The organism is Marivita sp. (assembly GCF_020055675.1).
Taxonomy (GTDB): domain Bacteria; phylum Pseudomonadota; class Alphaproteobacteria; order Rhodobacterales; family Rhodobacteraceae; genus Marivita.
Genome location: NZ_JAIPUS010000008.1, coordinates 76,676 through 93,120 on the forward strand (window position 1 = coordinate 76,676; position 16,445 = coordinate 93,120).

At 63.0% G+C, this 16,445-nt stretch carries 13 protein-coding genes and 2 riboswitches; of the genes, 9 read left to right on the plus strand and 4 right to left on the minus strand.

Features of this window, described 5'->3' with window-relative positions; translation table 11 throughout:
- Positions 1-384: 384 nt before the first annotated feature.
- A riboswitch (cobalamin riboswitch) is annotated at positions 385-567 on the plus strand.
- Between the two features lie 145 nt (positions 568-712).
- The 9 genes from LCF59_RS07790 to LCF59_RS07830 all read left to right on the plus strand — a co-directional run bounded on the left by LCF59_RS07790 (position 713) and on the right by LCF59_RS07830 (position 9,190).
- Positions 713-1,654: an iron ABC transporter permease gene (locus tag LCF59_RS07790; protein WP_292286943.1), complete on the plus strand. Its 942-nt coding sequence runs from the start codon at positions 713-715 to the stop codon at positions 1,652-1,654.
- Positions 1,651-2,409, plus strand: coding sequence for an ABC transporter ATP-binding protein (locus LCF59_RS07795; RefSeq protein ID WP_292286888.1), 759 nt, complete (start codon positions 1,651-1,653; stop codon positions 2,407-2,409). Before LCF59_RS07790 ends, LCF59_RS07795 begins: the two co-directional genes overlap by 4 nt.
- A complete protein-coding gene (locus tag LCF59_RS07800; protein ID WP_292286889.1) occupies positions 2,406-2,648 on the plus strand; it encodes a hypothetical protein in 243 nt (80 codons plus the stop codon). Before LCF59_RS07795 ends, LCF59_RS07800 begins: the two co-directional genes overlap by 4 nt.
- The gene (locus LCF59_RS07805) at positions 2,645-3,265 is read left to right on the plus strand and encodes a MotA/TolQ/ExbB proton channel family protein (protein WP_292286890.1); all 621 of its coding nucleotides are present in this window, start codon (positions 2,645-2,647) and stop codon (positions 3,263-3,265) included. Before LCF59_RS07800 ends, LCF59_RS07805 begins: the two co-directional genes overlap by 4 nt.
- Before the next feature lies 1 nt (position 3,266).
- On the plus strand, positions 3,267-3,641 hold the full coding sequence (locus LCF59_RS07810) for a biopolymer transporter ExbD (RefSeq protein WP_292286891.1): 375 nt from the start codon (positions 3,267-3,269) through the stop codon (positions 3,639-3,641).
- Positions 3,638-4,024, plus strand: a complete 387-nt coding sequence (locus tag LCF59_RS07815; protein ID WP_292286892.1) for a biopolymer transporter ExbD — start codon at positions 3,638-3,640, stop codon at positions 4,022-4,024. Before LCF59_RS07810 ends, LCF59_RS07815 begins: the two co-directional genes overlap by 4 nt.
- Positions 4,021-4,857: an energy transducer TonB gene (locus tag LCF59_RS07820; protein ID WP_292286893.1), complete on the plus strand. Its 837-nt coding sequence runs from the start codon at positions 4,021-4,023 to the stop codon at positions 4,855-4,857. Before LCF59_RS07815 ends, LCF59_RS07820 begins: the two co-directional genes overlap by 4 nt.
- 514 nt (positions 4,858-5,371) lie before the next feature.
- Entirely contained in the window at positions 5,372-5,590 is a 219-nt protein-coding gene (locus LCF59_RS07825) for a DUF1127 domain-containing protein (protein WP_292286894.1), read from the plus strand.
- 432 nt (positions 5,591-6,022) lie between these two features.
- Positions 6,023-9,190 (plus strand): valine--tRNA ligase, encoded by a 3,168-nt coding sequence (locus LCF59_RS07830; protein WP_292286895.1) that lies wholly within the window; start codon positions 6,023-6,025, stop codon positions 9,188-9,190.
- A 433-nt stretch (positions 9,191-9,623) separates the two neighbouring features.
- Here LCF59_RS07830 and LCF59_RS07835 read toward each other — a convergent pair whose 3' ends face one another.
- The 4 genes from LCF59_RS07835 to LCF59_RS07850 form a co-directional block, all read right to left on the minus strand.
- On the minus strand, positions 9,624-11,075 hold the full coding sequence (locus tag LCF59_RS07835; RefSeq protein WP_292286896.1) for a TrkH family potassium uptake protein: 1,452 nt from the start codon (positions 11,073-11,075) through the stop codon (positions 9,624-9,626).
- Between the two features lie 158 nt (positions 11,076-11,233).
- A complete protein-coding gene (gene folE2 / locus LCF59_RS07840; protein WP_292286897.1) occupies positions 11,234-12,334 on the minus strand; it encodes a GTP cyclohydrolase FolE2 in 1,101 nt (366 codons plus the stop codon).
- 122 nt (positions 12,335-12,456) lie between these two features.
- Positions 12,457-13,635, minus strand: coding sequence for an O-succinylhomoserine sulfhydrylase (metZ, locus tag LCF59_RS07845; RefSeq protein ID WP_292286898.1), 1,179 nt, complete (start codon positions 13,633-13,635; stop codon positions 12,457-12,459).
- A 56-nt stretch (positions 13,636-13,691) separates the two neighbouring features.
- A riboswitch (SAM riboswitch) is annotated at positions 13,692-13,768 on the minus strand.
- A 181-nt stretch (positions 13,769-13,949) separates the two neighbouring features.
- Positions 13,950-16,319 (minus strand): ATP-dependent helicase, encoded by a 2,370-nt coding sequence (locus LCF59_RS07850; protein ID WP_292286899.1) that lies wholly within the window; start codon positions 16,317-16,319, stop codon positions 13,950-13,952.
- Positions 16,320-16,445: the final 126 nt, after the last annotated feature.

Consider the following 16,445-nt stretch of genomic DNA (forward strand, 5'->3'; position numbering starts at 1 on the left):
ATGCCACGGGAAATCATGGGCTGCAACAGTTTTTTATGGGAAATTACCACAACATCCTGTTTTACCAACCGGATGAAACCCGTGTTTGGTGCTGAATTATCAAATAATTTGGCACATAAGGGAAATTATAAACAATCCATCACAATATATAGAAAATAGCGTTGCCCGAATTCTCTGCCCATGAATTCCCGGACAGGCAAGAAACAAAACTAGAACATCCTGATTTCTTATCGCCTCTTACTCCTGCAATCCACAAAAACACATCCAAATTCCAGCCGAATCCTGGATTTGATTCGAGTTTGACAGCCGTCTGGTCCAGCCCGTCCCATCATTTCCCATAACTGACCTGGGCATCGGGACGCTTGCAATGCCGTCTGCCCGGTTGTAGGCCAATACAGTCATGGTCCGGGCCAAACCCGGTGACAAGGGAACGTGGTGAAAGACCACGACTGCCCCCGCAACTGTAAGCGGCGAGCGTGTTCGGCACATGCCACTGGGAAACCGGGAAGGCCCGACTAACGCCCCGACCCGCGAGTCAGGAGACCTGCCATGACAGATCACCCTACATTCGCGCGGGGCGCGCGGGATGTGACGGTACTCCGGTGTGGTGACATTCACCGTCCCCAGGCACAGCCGCGGGACATGACATGTTAGACGCGCGGGAGGCAGAGCGGTGAAGCTCTTTATTGCGCTGACGGTCCTGACTGGGGTGATGTTCATCGCATCGCTGCTTGTGGGCTATGCCCGGATCCCGCTGTCGGCCTGGCTGTCTGCCATGTTCGGGCAGGGCAATCCGCTTTTCGTGACCGTGATGCAGGAGATCCGCCTGCCCCGCGCTGTGCTGGCGGCGATGATCGGCGCGTCATTGGGCCTGTCGGGGGCCGCGATGCAGGGCTTCTTGCGCAATCCGCTGGCCGAACCGGGATTGATCGGCGTGTCGGGCTCTGCCGCCCTCGGAGCGGTGATCGCATTGCAAACCGGGTTTGCCGCCGCCTTCTTTCTTGCCCTGCCGATCAGCGCCCTGGCCTTTGCCGGCGGCGCGGTGGGCCTGATCCTGCTGCTGGCCGGTCCACGCGGGTCGTCCCTGACGCTGATCCTTGCCGGCATCGCGGTGTCGGCCTTTGCCGCCGCGCTGACGTCTCTGGCGCTCAACCTGTCGCCCAACCCCTATGCCGCGTCCGAAATCATGTTCTGGATGATGGGGTCGGTCGCCAATCGGGCCATGACCCATGTCTGGCTCGCCGGGCCGATCATGGTTCTGGGCTGGATCGCGCTGGGGGGTCTGGGCCGGGGGCTCGATGCGCTGACCCTGGGCGAAGATTCGGCGGAGGCGATGGGCATCTCCTTGTCGCGCCTGCGCCTGCAACTGCTTCTGGGCACCGCCGCCGCCGTTGGCGCCGCCACTGCGGTCGCGGGCGCTGTCGGCTTCGTGGGTCTCGTTGTGCCGCATATCCTGCGCCGCTTCGTGCATGGACGTCCCTCCACCCTGCTCTGGGCCTCGGCACTCGGGGGCGCGGCAATGGTGCTTGCGGCCGATCTCGTCACCCGGCTGGTGCTGCCGGAGCGGGACCTGAAACTGGGCGTCGTCATGGCCCTGATCGGCGCGCCGCTGTTTCTGCACCTTATCTACAAGACACGCAGGGAATTCGCATGACCCTGCTGTCTGCCCGGTCCCTCACGGTACGGCGTGGCGAATGTCCGGTTGTCGATGAGGCGACATTTTCCGTCAGTGCAGGCGAATGCGTCGGGCTGATCGGACCCAACGGGTCCGGCAAGACCACGCTGTTGCGCGGCGCGCTGGGGCTGCTGCCACATGAGGGCCACAGCTCGCTGGCCGCCCTGCCCGCCTCCGACCGCGCGGCGCGGGTCGCATGGCTGCCGCAGCTCCGCGAAATCGCCTGGCCCATGAGCGTTCAGCGTATCGTGGCCCTTGGCCGCCTGCCCCATCTCGCGCGCGGTGCGACGCTGCGCGCCGCGGATCAAGCAGCGGTCGAGGCCGCGCTTTGCCGTATGGGGCTGCAGGATTTCCGCGATCGCACCGCCACCGAACTATCGGGCGGCGAACAGGCGCGCGTGCTGATCGCCCGCACATTGGCCCAGGACACGCCGCTCCTGATGGCAGATGAACCCATAGCCGGGCTGGACCCGGCAGCACAGATCGCCACGCTCCAAGTGTTCGAGACCTTGGCGCAAGAGGGCAACGCCGTTCTGACCTCATTGCACGATCTGTCGCTGGCAGGGCGCTACTGCACACGGCTGATCATGATGGGCGCAGGCCGCATCGTCGCCGACGGCCCGCCCCAAGACATCCTGACAGCCGAAAGGCTGGCCGAGGTGTTCCATCTTCGGGCCAATATCGTGCCCACGCCAAACGGCCCCCTCGTGCAGCCCCTCGGGGTGATCGCATGACCAGACCGCACCGCATCGCCTGCCTGACAGGGCAAACAGCCGCACCGCTTTGCCGGACGGGGCGGGAACACCGCATCTTTGGCGTCACCGGACATGCCGTGCGCCCCGAAAGGATCGCCACGCGGTCCGGTCGGGACCGCATCCCGGCGCTGGCGGCAGGCCGGATCATCAAGATCAGCTCCGCCTTGGTCCTGCAAACCGGCCCCGCCACCCTGACCCCGGAGGACATGTCCGCATGACGACCCGCATCACCGCGTTCCTGAATATCGGCGGCCCCGCGCTCTGGGTCATCGCCGGTTTGAGCATCGTCACCCTTGGCCTGATCCTGTGGAAGCTCTGGCGCCTGACGCTGCTGGGCGCGTGGCGGCGCGAGGCCACGGAACAGGCGGTGAGGCACTGGCAGAACGGCGACCCGGATGCGGCAATTTCGGTGCTCGGGAAACGCGGCGGCCTTCGTGCCCGCGTCGTCCGGGCGGCGATGACCGCCACACGTACAATGCCGCAAGAGGATGCGCGCGACGAGACCGCCCGCGTCGCCCGTGGTGCGCTGATGGAGGCGGGCGGCGGTCTGCGCGCGCTTGACCTGATCGCCACCATTGCGCCGCTGGTGGGCCTTCTGGGCACCGTTCTTGGCATGATCGAAGCGTTCCAGGCCTTGCAGGACAGTGGCGCGCGCGCCGATCCGGCCGCCCTTGCCGGCGGCATCTGGGAGGCGCTTTTGACCACGGCCGCCGGCATGGCCGTGGCAATACCGGCCGCCATGGCGCTCAGCTGGTTCGACAGCGTCAACGACCGGCTGGCGCATGATTTCGACGATCTCGCCATCCGGGTTCTGACCAAGGGGGGCAAGGTCTGACATGCTGGACCTCGCGCAACGAACACGCAGACGCCGCATCGGGCTGACCCCGATGATCGACGTGGTGTTCCTGCTCCTGGTGTTCTTCATGCTCGCGGCGCGCTTCGGAATGACGGACGCGGTCCCGGTGTCGTTATCCGGCGGTGCCGCGCAACCCTATGACGGGCCGCCGCGTCTTGTCACGATCCGCCCCGGCGGCATGTTGGTGAATGGCGTCGCAACGGACACCCTGGCAGAGACACTTGCACCGCTCATGGCCACGCCGCAAGACGTCGTTATCCTGCGCGCGCGGGACGGCGCGTCGGTCCAGGATTTGCTGGACGCGATGGCGCTGTTGCGGGGCGCTGGCTGGTCCAATCTCGTGGTGGTGGAATGAGACGCCGCACACTGATATCCCCGCGTCCCCGCCGTCCGCCGCGCGAACCGGTGGTGCCAATGATCAACGTGGTGTTTTTGTTGCTGATCTTTTTCCTGATGACAGCGCAAATCTCCCCATCGGCGCCGTTCGACATCGACCTGCCCCGCGCGGTCGGAGAAGAGGATGCCGGGGATGCCGCCCTGCATGTCAGCGCACGGGGTGCGATTGCCTTTGACCAGGCGCGCGGAGACGCGGCTTTGGCGCTGGCGGCGCAGCACGGCACTGGACCTTTGCGCCTGCAGGCAGACGCGGCACTGCCCGCGGCCACGCTCGCGCGCATCCTTGCTCAATTGTCCGACCTTGGCGCGTCAGAGGTCGAAATCGTGACGGAGGCGCAATGATCCGGCTGCTGGAAATCATGGCGTTCCTTGCGCTGTCCAGCGTGCTTCACGCTGCGACGGTGTTCTGGACACCGCCAAGCTCCGGTGGCAGCGGCGGAGGGGATGACGGCGCGGCGCGGCTCACGCTCCAGGCGGCCCGCCCGTCACTTGCCGCGATGGTCGAGGATTGGGATCGCCCGCCAGACGTCAGTGCCGCACCGGCCCTGAAACGCCCCACGACACCGCCCACGCCGACAGGACATGTCACGCCAGAGGCCCGGCGCGCGCCCGACGTGCAGGCAATGCCTGTCCCGCAGGCACCGGACAGGCCCGCTCTTGCACCCGCAGCGAACGCGTTACCGGTGGTCGACCTCAGCCCCGCAGCCACGCCGATCGCGCCCACTGCCTCCCCGCGTCCCGAACGCCGGCCTGACCAGCCCGTGGACCGCGCCGCGCCCGCGCCGCAAAAAGCGCAAAGCGCACCGCAGAAACCGCAAAAGGCCGAAGGGCGCGGAGCAAATAATAGCGCAGCCCCGGTACGGGCGGCACCCGAAGCCCCCGGACCGTCCAAGGCCCAGCGCGCAAGGCTGCAACAGCAATGGGGCGCGCAGATCACCGCCGCGTTGCGGCGTGCGCATCGTCCACCACGCGGCGTGCCCGGAACCACACAGCTCATGATCGTGATCACACCGGCAGGGCGCGTGACCGGCGTGTCGGTGACAGCATCCTCGGGCAGCCCCCGTCTCGATCAATCCGCAATAGCGGCTGTCAAACGCGCCCGCTTTCCGCGCGCGCCGAAAGGGCTTTCGGACTCGAGCTATCGCTTCAGTCAGCGCCTGACCGTCTCGCGCTGACCTGGCGCCTTCATCACGGCGGATACATCCAAAGCGCCCCGAAGATCGGCACCCCCTCGACGCCACCCCGTCACTTTCTGCCACAGCACATCCTGGACGCAGGAAAGCGCCCCTCCCTTCTGCACGACGCAGCCCAGGAAAACGGAGCGACGGACCCCCTGTGGCGAAAGGGTCATCCGTCCCTGGCCCCGAATCGCAGCGACGTCTTCGACCGGATCCAGCGTGTCGCCATCAGCCGATTCCGCAAAGGTCAGCACGGACCCATGCTCGGTACATGTTTCGAAAATGCACAGGCTTTCATCGTTTTTCCCGGAACATGACACTTGCGCCAGAGTCTAGTCACCCAGTTGCCTCGTTCCGAGCGCGCATGGGTCGAAACGCACAAAATTAAACCATTCGGTCTATGCAAATGCTGCATAGCAGCGTTGAGACAAAAGAGGATTGTGCATGCGCAGCATTTGCCTATCTTCATAACAAGCGAACGGAAACACACATATTCGAACAGAGCAGACACATGGCATACGAAACCAACAGCATCGGCGGCGTCGGCACGGGTCTCATGACCCGCCTGAACGCGCTGATCGCAGAATATCGCGGCAAGGCGGCGCGCCGCAAGATTTACCGCGAGACGGTGCAAGAATTGGAGTCATTGTCCGCGCGCGATCTGAGCGACCTCGGATTGAACCGGAGTGAAATCCGCCGTATCGCGTATCAGGCTGCCTACGAAGCCTGAGCAGAATTCGGTGAGCATGGCCGTAACAGGCCCCTCGCCAACACAGATCGGACGCCGTTTCCTCCTCCCTCGGCGCTCCGAATATGACGGTGGCACCTCTCCTCCTCCCTGGTGTCACCGTCTTGAAATTCCGGACTTTTCGGTCCGAACGGAATCGGCATCCTCTCCTCCTCCCTGGATGTCGTGAACTGGAACGGTGGTGCCTCTCCTCCCTTGGCACCACCGTTTTTTCGTCTGTCGGTGGACCGCGCTTCGAAGCGCGGTTCGACGGGATTTCGAAATCCCGTGCCCAAGGCCCTTCGAAGGGCCTTCGCCCCGGACCACCCGATTTTCACACATCCCTTGGGTTTTCCTTTCCCCGACCATTCGCTAGATGAAGCGGGACGGAACATTTGCCGCGGTCTGCTGCGGCACAACAGCGGGATTTACCCCATGGCGATGGAAAAGACATTCGACGCGCAGGCCGCCGAAGCGCGGCTCTACAAGGCGTGGGAAGACAGCGGTGCCTTCAAGGCCGGTGCAAATGCCAAGCGCGAGGACAGCTTCTGCGTGATGATCCCGCCGCCGAACGTGACCGGCTCGCTGCATATGGGACATGCCTTCAACAACACGCTTCAGGATATCCTTGTGCGCTGGCACCGGATGCGCGGCTTTGACACGCTGTGGCAGCCGGGCACCGATCACGCGGGCATCGCGACGCAGATGGTGACCGAACGCGAGATGGCCGCCAATGGCGAACCGGCTCGCGTCGAGATGGGGCGCGACGCGTTCCTGGACCGGGTTTGGGAGCAAAAGGTCAAATCGCGCGGGACCATCATCGGGCAATTGAAGCGCCTTGGTGCATCCTGCGACTGGTCACGCGAAGCCTTCACCATGGGCGGGGCTGCGGGCGACCCGGACAGGGACAGCGGCGCGCCGAATTTCCACGACGCGGTGATCAAGGTCTTTGTCGACATGTACGACAAGGGCCTGATCTATCGCGGCAAGCGGCTGGTCAATTGGGACCCGCACTTCGAGACCGCGATCTCGGACCTCGAAGTCGAAAACACCGAAGTCCCCGGCCACATGTGGCATTTCAAGTACCCGCTCGCGGGCGGTGCGACCTACACCTATGTCGAGAAAGACGCAGAGGGGAACATCGTGCTCGAGGAAGAGCGCGACTATATCTCCATCGCCACGACGCGCCCCGAAACCATGCTGGGCGACGGCGCGGTTGCGGTTCACCCGTCAGATGAGCGTTATGCACCAATCGTCGGGACGCTCTGCGAGATCCCGGTTGGCCCGAAAGAGCATCGCCGCCTGATCCCGATCATCACCGACGCCTACCCCGACCCCACTTTCGGATCGGGGGCCGTCAAGATCACCGGCGCGCATGACTTCAACGATTACGGGGTTGCCAAGCGTGCCGGCATTCCGTGTTATCGCCTAATGACCACCACGGCGCAGATGCGCGACGACGGGGCGTCCTATGCCGAAGCGGCCGAGATCGCGGGCGCGGTTGCGCGCGGCGAGCGGACCTTGGATGAGACGGAGACCGACGCGCTCAACCTCGTCCCGGATCACCTGCGCGGGCTCGACCGGTTCGAGGCGCGCAGCCGCGTGGTCGAAGAGATCACCGCCGAAGGCCTCGCCGTCATGGTCCCCGCCACCGATCCGAGATTGGGGTCCCCCACGGCGCCGGACGCCCCTGAAGAGGGCGGCGCCCCCCGCGATGAGGCGTTGGTGCCCCAGGTCGAGGCCAAGCCGATCATGCAGCCTTTCGGAGACCGGTCCAAGGTGGTGATCGAGCCGATGCTCACCGACCAGTGGTTCGTCGACGCCGAAAAGATCGTCGGCCCCGCGCTGGACGCCGTGCGCTCGGGTGAGGTCAAAATCGTGCCGGAGTCCGGCGAGCGGACCTATTACCACTGGCTGGAAAACATCGAACCATGGTGCATCTCGCGCCAGCTTTGGTGGGGGCACCAGATCCCGGTCTGGTACGGGTTCGACCTTGCGCGCGAAGGCTTCCGCGACGACGAAGGTGATGGCGCCCTTGACCTGGTGGAGATGGGCCGCCTGCTCAGCGCGCAGGCCCTGCCCAAGGGCAGCGAACAGCACCACGCGGCGGCCAGCTTTGATGACCTGCAAGGCCGGTTTGCGGATGTATTGGCGGATCTGCCGACACCGCTGAACCACGCGCGGTTGGTCGAGGTGTCCGATCGCGCGGAGGCATCAGAGCAGTTGGCCGCGAGCCTCGCCAACTACGAGGCGCATGACCAGGACCCGACCAAGCTGGTCTATCCCGTCTGGCAAGACCCCGACGTGCTCGACACGTGGTTCTCCTCCGGTCTTTGGCCGATCGGGACGCTGGGTTGGCCGGAAGAGACGCCGGAACTGGCCCGGTATTTCCCGACAAGCGTCCTGGTCACCGGGCAGGACATCCTGTTTTTCTGGGTCGCCCGGATGATGATGATGCAATTGGCGGTGGTCGACCAAGTGCCCTTCAAGGACGTCTACCTGCACGGGCTCGTGCGCGACGCCAAGGGCAAGAAGATGTCCAAGTCGTTGGGCAACGTGGTTGACCCGCTTGAAATCATCGACGATTACGGCGCGGATGCGCTGCGCTTTACAAATGCGGCGATGGCCTCGCTGGGCGGAGTGCTGAAACTCGACCTGCAACGCATCGCGGGCTACCGAAATTTCGGCACCAAGCTGTGGAATGCCACGCGCTTTGCAGAGATGAACGGCGTGTTCGAGACCCGCACATCCAACGCCGACATGCCCAAGGCCACCACAACGGTGAACACCTGGATCATCGGCGAAACCGCTCGCGTGCGGGCTGACGTGGATGCCGCGCTGGAGGCCTATCGTTTCGACGACGCGGCGGCGGCGCTCTATCGCTTTGTCTGGGGCAAGGTCTGTGACTGGTACGTCGAATTCTCCAAGCCGCTGCTGCTCGACGACGGCCCGCAAACCGCAGAAACCAAGGAAACAATGGCCTGGGTCATCGACCAGTGCCTGATCCTGCTGCACCCGATCATGCCCTTCATCACCGAAGAACTCTGGTCGGTGACCGGGCAACACGACAGCATGCTGGTCCATGCCGATTGGCCCGCCTACGGGACCGATCTGATCGACGCCGAGGCCGATCTCGAAATGAACTGGGTGATCGGGCTGATCGAGGGCATCCGCTCGGCGCGTCAGCAGATGCATGTTCCAGTGGGTCTTTACCTGCCGCTGGTGGTCAAGGATATGGACGATGCCGCCAGCGCGGCATGGGACCGCAACGAGGTGCTGATCAAACGCTTGGCCCGTATCGATGAGCTGACCCCGGTCGACAGCTTTCCCAAGGGGAGCGCCACGGTTCCGGTTGATGGCGCGACCTTCGGTCTGCCGCTGGCTGACATCATAGATGTCGCAGCGGAAAAGGACCGGCTGCACAAGTCGCTCGAGAAGCTGGAAAAGGAAATCGGCGGGATGACCGGACGGTTGAACAACCCCAAGTTCGTCCAGAGCGCACCAGAAGAGGTTGTGGCCGAGACACGCGCCAATCTTGCAGCCCGCAAAGATGAGGCGGAAAAGCTGCGCGATGCCTTGAACCGGCTGGCTGAAATTGGGTGATGTGACACGGGGGCAAACAGGCCATACCGCCCCCCCCAGCCGGGTATGTCCGGGTAAGCAGGATGCCTGCGATCCTGCAGCTTGCTATAGAAGAGGCGTCACCCGAAGGGGCATGACCGTCCTCCTGCTTGCACGGCGGGGGACATCTCCCGGACCTGTAACCCGGATCGGGCCTTGTGTGACCGCTGTGTGACCGGTCTCTCATGGTTTGCCCCCGGTGCCGGGGCATGATGAGGCACAAGGTGCTGTCAGTCGCGCTGTCGGAGTGATCCTCTCCCTCCGCTTGAGGCGCATCGTGCCACTCTGTCTGACGGACAGGCATCAAGACGTCGAAAAGGACCCGGGCGGTGGACGGGCTTTCGAAAGCCCGTGCGACGCGGTTTCGAAACCGCGTTTCAAACCCGTTCAAACGGGCTTGCGCACGGGTGCCGCGTCAGGCTCTCCAGAAACTGACGGTGACAAGGGCATAGACCGCCAGAAGTTCAAGCCGGCCCAAGAGCATCCCAAGTGACAGCATCCATTTGGCGGTATCGTTCAACCCGCCGAAATTGCCAGACGGACCAATCTCGGGCCCGAGGCCGGGGCCGATATTGGCAAGAGCCGCCGCCGCGCCCGAGACGGAGGTGATCAAATCCAGCCCCGTCATGCCAAGCGCAACGGACAGGACACCCAGAGTCACCACGAAGAACACAAAGAACGAGATCACCGAGTTCAGCACTTCCTCTCCGACCGGTCGGCCATCATATCGCGGCATGAAGACGCCATGCGGTGTGCGAACCTTGCGCAATTGCACGCCGATCGACGCGAAAAGAAGCTGGTAGCGGAACACCTTGATCGAACAGGCGGTCGATCCGGCGCATCCCCCGATCAGGCCGATAAAAAAGAACACCGCCACCGCCAACGGCCCCCAAAGCCCGTAATCCTGCGACGCATAGCCCGTCCCGGTGATAATCGAGACGACGTTGAACAGCGTTTTTCGCAGCATTTCTTCGGTCTGCACGCCCATGGACAGCGCGCGCCATGCCACCAGAACCGCGACGAGAACCGCCACGGTCCCGAAAAACGCACGGATTTGCCTGTCCTTGAGCAGCGGTTTGGCCGAGCGAGTCGCGGTCAGCTGGACGTAGCGCACAAATGGCAGCGCCGCGAGCAGCATGAAGATGGCGGCCATGTATTCGACCATCGGGTTGAAAGCCCCGAAAGAGGCGTCGTAATTGGCAAACCCGCCGGTGGCGATGGTTGTCATGGCATGCACCGTGGCATCGAACACCCCCATACCCGCAACCCCGTAGGATACGGCGCAAGCCAAAGTGAGACCGACATAGATCGTTGAAATTGAAGCGGAAATTTCGGTGGCCCGCGGCAGGATCTTGCCCATCGTGTCGAAGGATTCGGTGCGGAAGATCTGCATCCCTCCGACTCGTAATTCGGGCAGGAACACCATCGCCACCACAATGATCCCGATTCCGCCGAGCCACTGCAGAAGTCCGCGCCAGAGCAACAGCCCCTTTGGCAGCGCCTCAAGCCCCGACAATACCGTCGAACCTGTGGTTGTCAGCCCTGACATCGCCTCGAAAAACGCATCGACAAATCGCGCCTCGGTCGCGCCAAGAACAAAAGGCAGCGCGCCGAAGATCGGCAAGATGAGCCAGACACCGGTGGTCAGCAGAAAGGTCTGCTGGATCGACAGCCCTTGCTTTACTCCATTGGCCGAAGCCAGCGCCATCAGGCCGCCGGAAAACATGGTCAGAACAGAGCTTTGCAGGAAAACGTACCATTCGCCGCGCCCTTCGGCGATGTCGACCAGCATCGGCAAAAGCATGGTTGCCCCGAGAACGGCAACCAGCAATCCAATCACATAGGCCACGGGACGGATATCGAACATGAGGGCTACCGTTGGCCCCCCCGTTGCAGGCTGTCAAGCATCGACGCGGAATGTTCCATGAAGATACGCCCGGAAAAACGGGCGCGGAAAATGGCACCCGGGTTCGCCGCAGGCCGGTTGGGGGATCACCATCTGGGTGCCCCCCGCCCCCGCCGCTCTCAACCGACGTGAAACAAGGTCGAGAACAGCTTTGGATCAAGGCTCTGCGCCGCAAACAAGTCGCCCTCGGTCAGGACCGACACAGCATCGTGGCTGTGCAGGCTTTCCTGATGGCTGGCCAGCACACGGTAATCGCCGATTCGGGGATCCGCTTGCAATTGCTCGGCAAAGAGCCGCGCCGCATCCTCGACGAAGATCGGGTTGGCCGCGTTCAGTTCGGCAAAGGCCTGTTCGTCCTCGCGCTTGACCATGACCTGCGTTTCAGTGGGCACGGCACTGCGGCACATGTCGATCACGTCTTCGAACCACAGGCATTTGTCATCCTTCAGATCCACCGAAATCCGCGCCACGGAGCGTTGCGAATGCGGCGTCGCCAACTGCCCGCGCGTGCGGCGGGCATGTTCGCTCAATTCCAGCGAACATGGGCAGGTCGAGCTGTAGACATAGTCCAGATGCATGATCCTGTGGCGCACGCCGTCCTGGTCGAACAGCTCCAGCGCGATGTCGTAATACTGGTAGCCGGACAAGCCCGAGCGCAGGCTATCGACCTTCATCGGGAAGGACAGGCGCATGTTGATCCGCGCATCGAAGGACTCGAGGTTGGATTTGTAGTCATCCAGCGCGCGTTCGATAACATCGAAGCTGAAGGTCTTTTCGGCATGCTCATAAAACGACCGCATGATGCGGCTCATGTTGATGCCCTTCTTGTCGGCCTCAAGGCTGACCGTGCCGGTGACGCTTGTCTCCAGTGTCAGGTCACCATTGTCGCGGGTATGATAGCGGATCGGCAGGCGGAAATTGGAGATCCCGACATGCTGGATCCCGCGATTGGCGCCCCGGATCAGGGCCGACGGGCCGTTCTGAAGATCGGGCAGAGACGCCTTGTACGAGTCGTCCACGGAAAACCCGCCGGGATAGTCCCGGCGCATCTCCGGGTAAGGCATGTTGTCTGCGCCATCCACAAAGCTGCGCAGAGCGGGATCGACGGTGTCGATCTCGGCATCTTGTGCCTTTTCGGCCCATTGGCGCAACAGCGCCAAAGCGGCCTCCGCCTCGTCCCGACTCGGTTTGCGGTCGATCTCAGGTGTATGGATGTTCATACTCAGGCCCCCTCGCCTGTTGGTCGCGTCACTCAAACATAGGTGCGATCAGGATTTATTCCATAGACCCTGTTACGTCCCGACATCGCATGCAGATCAATCTGCGGGGGAAAAACCTGCGCTCACACAGCCGCCAGCGCCGACTGGATATCGTCGATCAGGTCCTCCGTATCCTCAATTCCGATCGAGAGGCGCACCAATCCGTCAGTGATCCCCAACATGTCGCGCTGTTCGGCAGCAAGCCGCTGATGGGTGGTCGTGGCCGGATGGGTCACGATACTCTTGGCATCTCCAAGGTTGTTCGAGATCACGATGATCCCCAGCGCGTTGAGAAAGGCAAAGGCGGCGTCCTTGCCGCCGGCCAGTTCGATCGCAACCATCGTACTGCCTGACCCCAGCTGACGCTGCGCCAGCGCCGCCTGCGGATGCGACGGCAGGCCGGGGTAGATCACCCTGCGCAGCGCCGGGTGTCCTTCCAGCGACTCGGCAATCTCCTGTGCCGATTTCGCCTGCGCGCGCACCCGAAGATCGAGCGTTTCCAACCCCTTGAGCTGCACCCATGCGGTGAAGGGCGACATCGACCCACCGGTATGCTTCATGTAAGGTTCCACGACCTTGCGGATATGGTCGCGCGTCCCCAGGATCACCCCGCCAAGCGTGCGCCCTTGCCCGTCGATGTGTTTGGTCGAGGAATAGATCACCACGTCGGCGCCTTGCGCCAGGGCATCGGAAAAGACCGGGGTCGAAAACACGTTGTCCACCACCACGGTCGCGCCATGTGCCCGGGCAATTTCAGAAACTGCCGCGATATCAACCAGCTCCAGCGCAGGGTTCGACATCGATTCGAAAAACACGGCGCGCGTGTCGGGCCCCACCGCAGCGCGCCACTGTCCCAGATCGGCGCCATCGACCAACGTCACCTCGACACCATAGCGCGGCAGTATATCCTCGACGATGTACAAACAGGATCCGAACAGCGCCCGCGCCGACACAAGGTGATCACCGGCCTTGAGCATCGACATCAACGCGCCATTCACAGCCGCCATACCGCTGGCGGTGGCAAAGGCGTCCTCGGCCCCTTCCAGCATCGCGATGCGGTCTTCGAACATCGCGACCGTCGGGTTGCCGTACCGCGCGTAGATATATTCGTCCGGTCCAGCCTGGATAAACCGCTGCTCGGCCTGCTCGGCGCTGTCGTAGACAAAGCCCTGGGTGAGGAACATCGCCTCGCTCACCTCGCCCCACTGGCTGCGCCTGGTGCCGCCATGCACCAGTTTCGTTCTCGGTTTTCTGTTTTTCATTCCATCACCTTTTGGGCCGCAGCCCAACGAAAAAGCCCCGTTCCGGCCAAGCGAAAGGGGGCTTTCAGCTGACCTTTTAGCGGCGTGTTTAACGTGGCCCGCAATCCGGTAACAAATCGCCACATCGGTGGCATAGACCGATACACGCCCGGAATCAAGAAGACGCGACGCCGTCAAGCGCCGGCCCCCTGCTTCTTCTCTTTTCAAATATGCCAACGCGAGGTCGGCCAATCGGCGCGATCGTCCGCGTGCCTTGTGTCCCCGCCGTCACGGGCACCACAAACCTGCATGCGCGTCAGCGCATTCCACCGGATTCAGAAGGGCACGTCATCGGCGGCACATATGAAGCGGGCGACCACCTTCTTTATCCCGGCCTTGTCGAAATCGATCTCGAGCTTGTCACCTTCGATCCCCAACACGGCGCCATAGCCAAATTTCTGGTGAAAAACGCGTTCACCCAGTTCATAGGAGGATACGGCGGTGGCGTCGATAATCGTGTTGCGCGCTTCGGTCGGTTGGCTCATGGGCCGCTGGGCCGCGCGGGATTGCAGCCGCCGCCAGCCCGGCGAGTTATAGACATTCGCCTCTGCTGCCTTGTCGTGCAGGTCGGACCCGGCCATCATCTGGGTGGCGGGTGATGCCATGCCCGCCGCGCCGTAACCGCCGCCATAGAGGCCCGGTGGCGTAAGCACCTCGACATGGTCTTCCGGCAATTCGTCGATGAACCGCGACGGCAGTGCCGATTGCCACTGGCCGAACACGCGCCGGTTGGCGGCAAAGGAAATCGTGCTCACCTCTTCGGCGCGGGTAATCCCGACATAGGCGAGGCGGCGCTCTTCCTCGAGCCCCTTGAGCCCCGATTCGTCCATCGAGCGCTGCGACGGGAACAGCCCGTCTTCCCAACCGGGCAGGAACACGGCGGGAAACTCCAGCCCCTTGGCGGCATGCAGCGTCATGATCGACACTTTCTCGCCATCGCCGCCCTTGTCGTTGTCCATGATCAGGCTGACATGCTCCAGGAACCCTTGCAGGTTTTCGAATTCCTCAAGCGCCTTGACCAGTTCCTTCAGGTTCTCGAGCCGCCCCGGCGCTTCGGGGGTCTTGTCGTTCTGCCACATCGCGGTATAGCCGCTTTCGTCCAGAACCATGCCCGCAAGTTCGGGATGGTCGACATCCGCGTCTTCGACCATGCGCCCCCAGCGGTCCAGATCGCGAACAAGCTGGCCCAGTTCGGACCCGCCCTTGCCCTTGATCAGCCCCTGGTCAACCGCCAGTCGCGCCCCTTCGACCAGCGACACGCCATTTTCGCGCGCCACCGTTTGCAGGGTTTGCTGCGCCTTGTCACCCAAACCCCGCTTGGGGGTGTTCACGATCCGCTCGAACGCCAGGTCGTCGTCCGGGCTGATCACGACGCGGAAATAGGCCATCGCGTCGCGGATCTCCATCCGTTCATAGAATCGCGGCCCGCCGATCACGCGATAGGGCAGACCGATGGTCAGGAACCGGTCCTCGAAGGCCCGCATTTGGTGAGACGCGCGGACGAGAATCGCCATGTCGTCGAGCGAAAACGCCCGCAGGCCCCGTGTGCCGGACTGCATCGCCTCGATTTCCTCGCCGATCCAGCGGGCCTCTTCCTCGCCGTCCCAATGGCCGATGAGACGAACCTTTTCGCCGTCTTCCGCGGCGGTCCAGAGCGTCTTGCCCAGACGCCCCTGGTTGCCCGCGATGACGCCCGACGCCGCAGCCAGGATGTGCGGCGTGGAGCGGTAGTTCTGTTCCAGGCGCACCACATGCGCGCCTTCGAAATCCTTCTCGAACCGCAGGATGTTGCCCACCTCGGCGCCGCGCCAGCCATAGATCGACTGGTCATCGTCACCGACACAGCAGACGTTCTTGTGAGCGCTCGCCAGCAGCCGCAGCCAGAGATACTGCGCGACGTTGGTGTCCTGGTACTCGTCCACGAGGATGTATTTGAACCAGCGTTGATACTGCCCGAGCACGTCCGGATGCGCCTGAAAGATCGTCACGACATGCAAGAGCAAGTCGCCGAAATCCACCGCGTTCAGTTCCTTGAGCCGCGCCTGGTAGAGCGCGTAAAGCTTTGGCCCTTGGTGGTTGTACGCGCCTGCATCGGCGGCGGGCACCTTGTCGGGGGTGATCGCGCGGTTTTTCCAGCCGTCGATGATGCCTGCGAGTTGCCGTGCGGGCCAGCGTTTGTCGTCGATGCCTGCGGCACGGACAAGTTGCTTCAGGAGCCGCAACTGGTCGTCGGTGTCGAGAATCGTGAAGTTCGATTTCAGCCCCACCAGTTCGGCGTGGCGGCGCAGCAGTTTCACGCAGATCGCATGGAAGGTACCAAGCCACGGCATACCTTCGACGGTCTGGCCCAAGAGCCGCCCCACCCGCTCCTTCATCTCGCGCGCGGCCTTGTTGGTAAATGTCACGGCAAGGATTTCGTTGGGCCGCGCACGGCCCGTGTTTAACAGGTGCACGATTCGGGTGGTCAGCGCCTTGGTCTTGCCGGTGCCGGCGCCGGCCAGCATCAGGACAGGGCCGTCCAGCGTCTCGACCGCCTGGCGCTGTGCCGGGTTGAGATCGTCCAGATAGGGCTGCGGGCGCGCAGACATGGCGCGGGCGGACAGGGAGGCGTTTTCGAACGCCTCCATTTCATCGAAACTGCTCATGCGAGGCAAGATAACGCCACAGGCAGCAGAGATAAAGATGTTCTGATAATGTTCACTCCGGCACCGCGCGGGTTTCTTCGCAGGAACTGGCCGGAGATTTCGAAAATCCGGTTCTGGACAATTCCC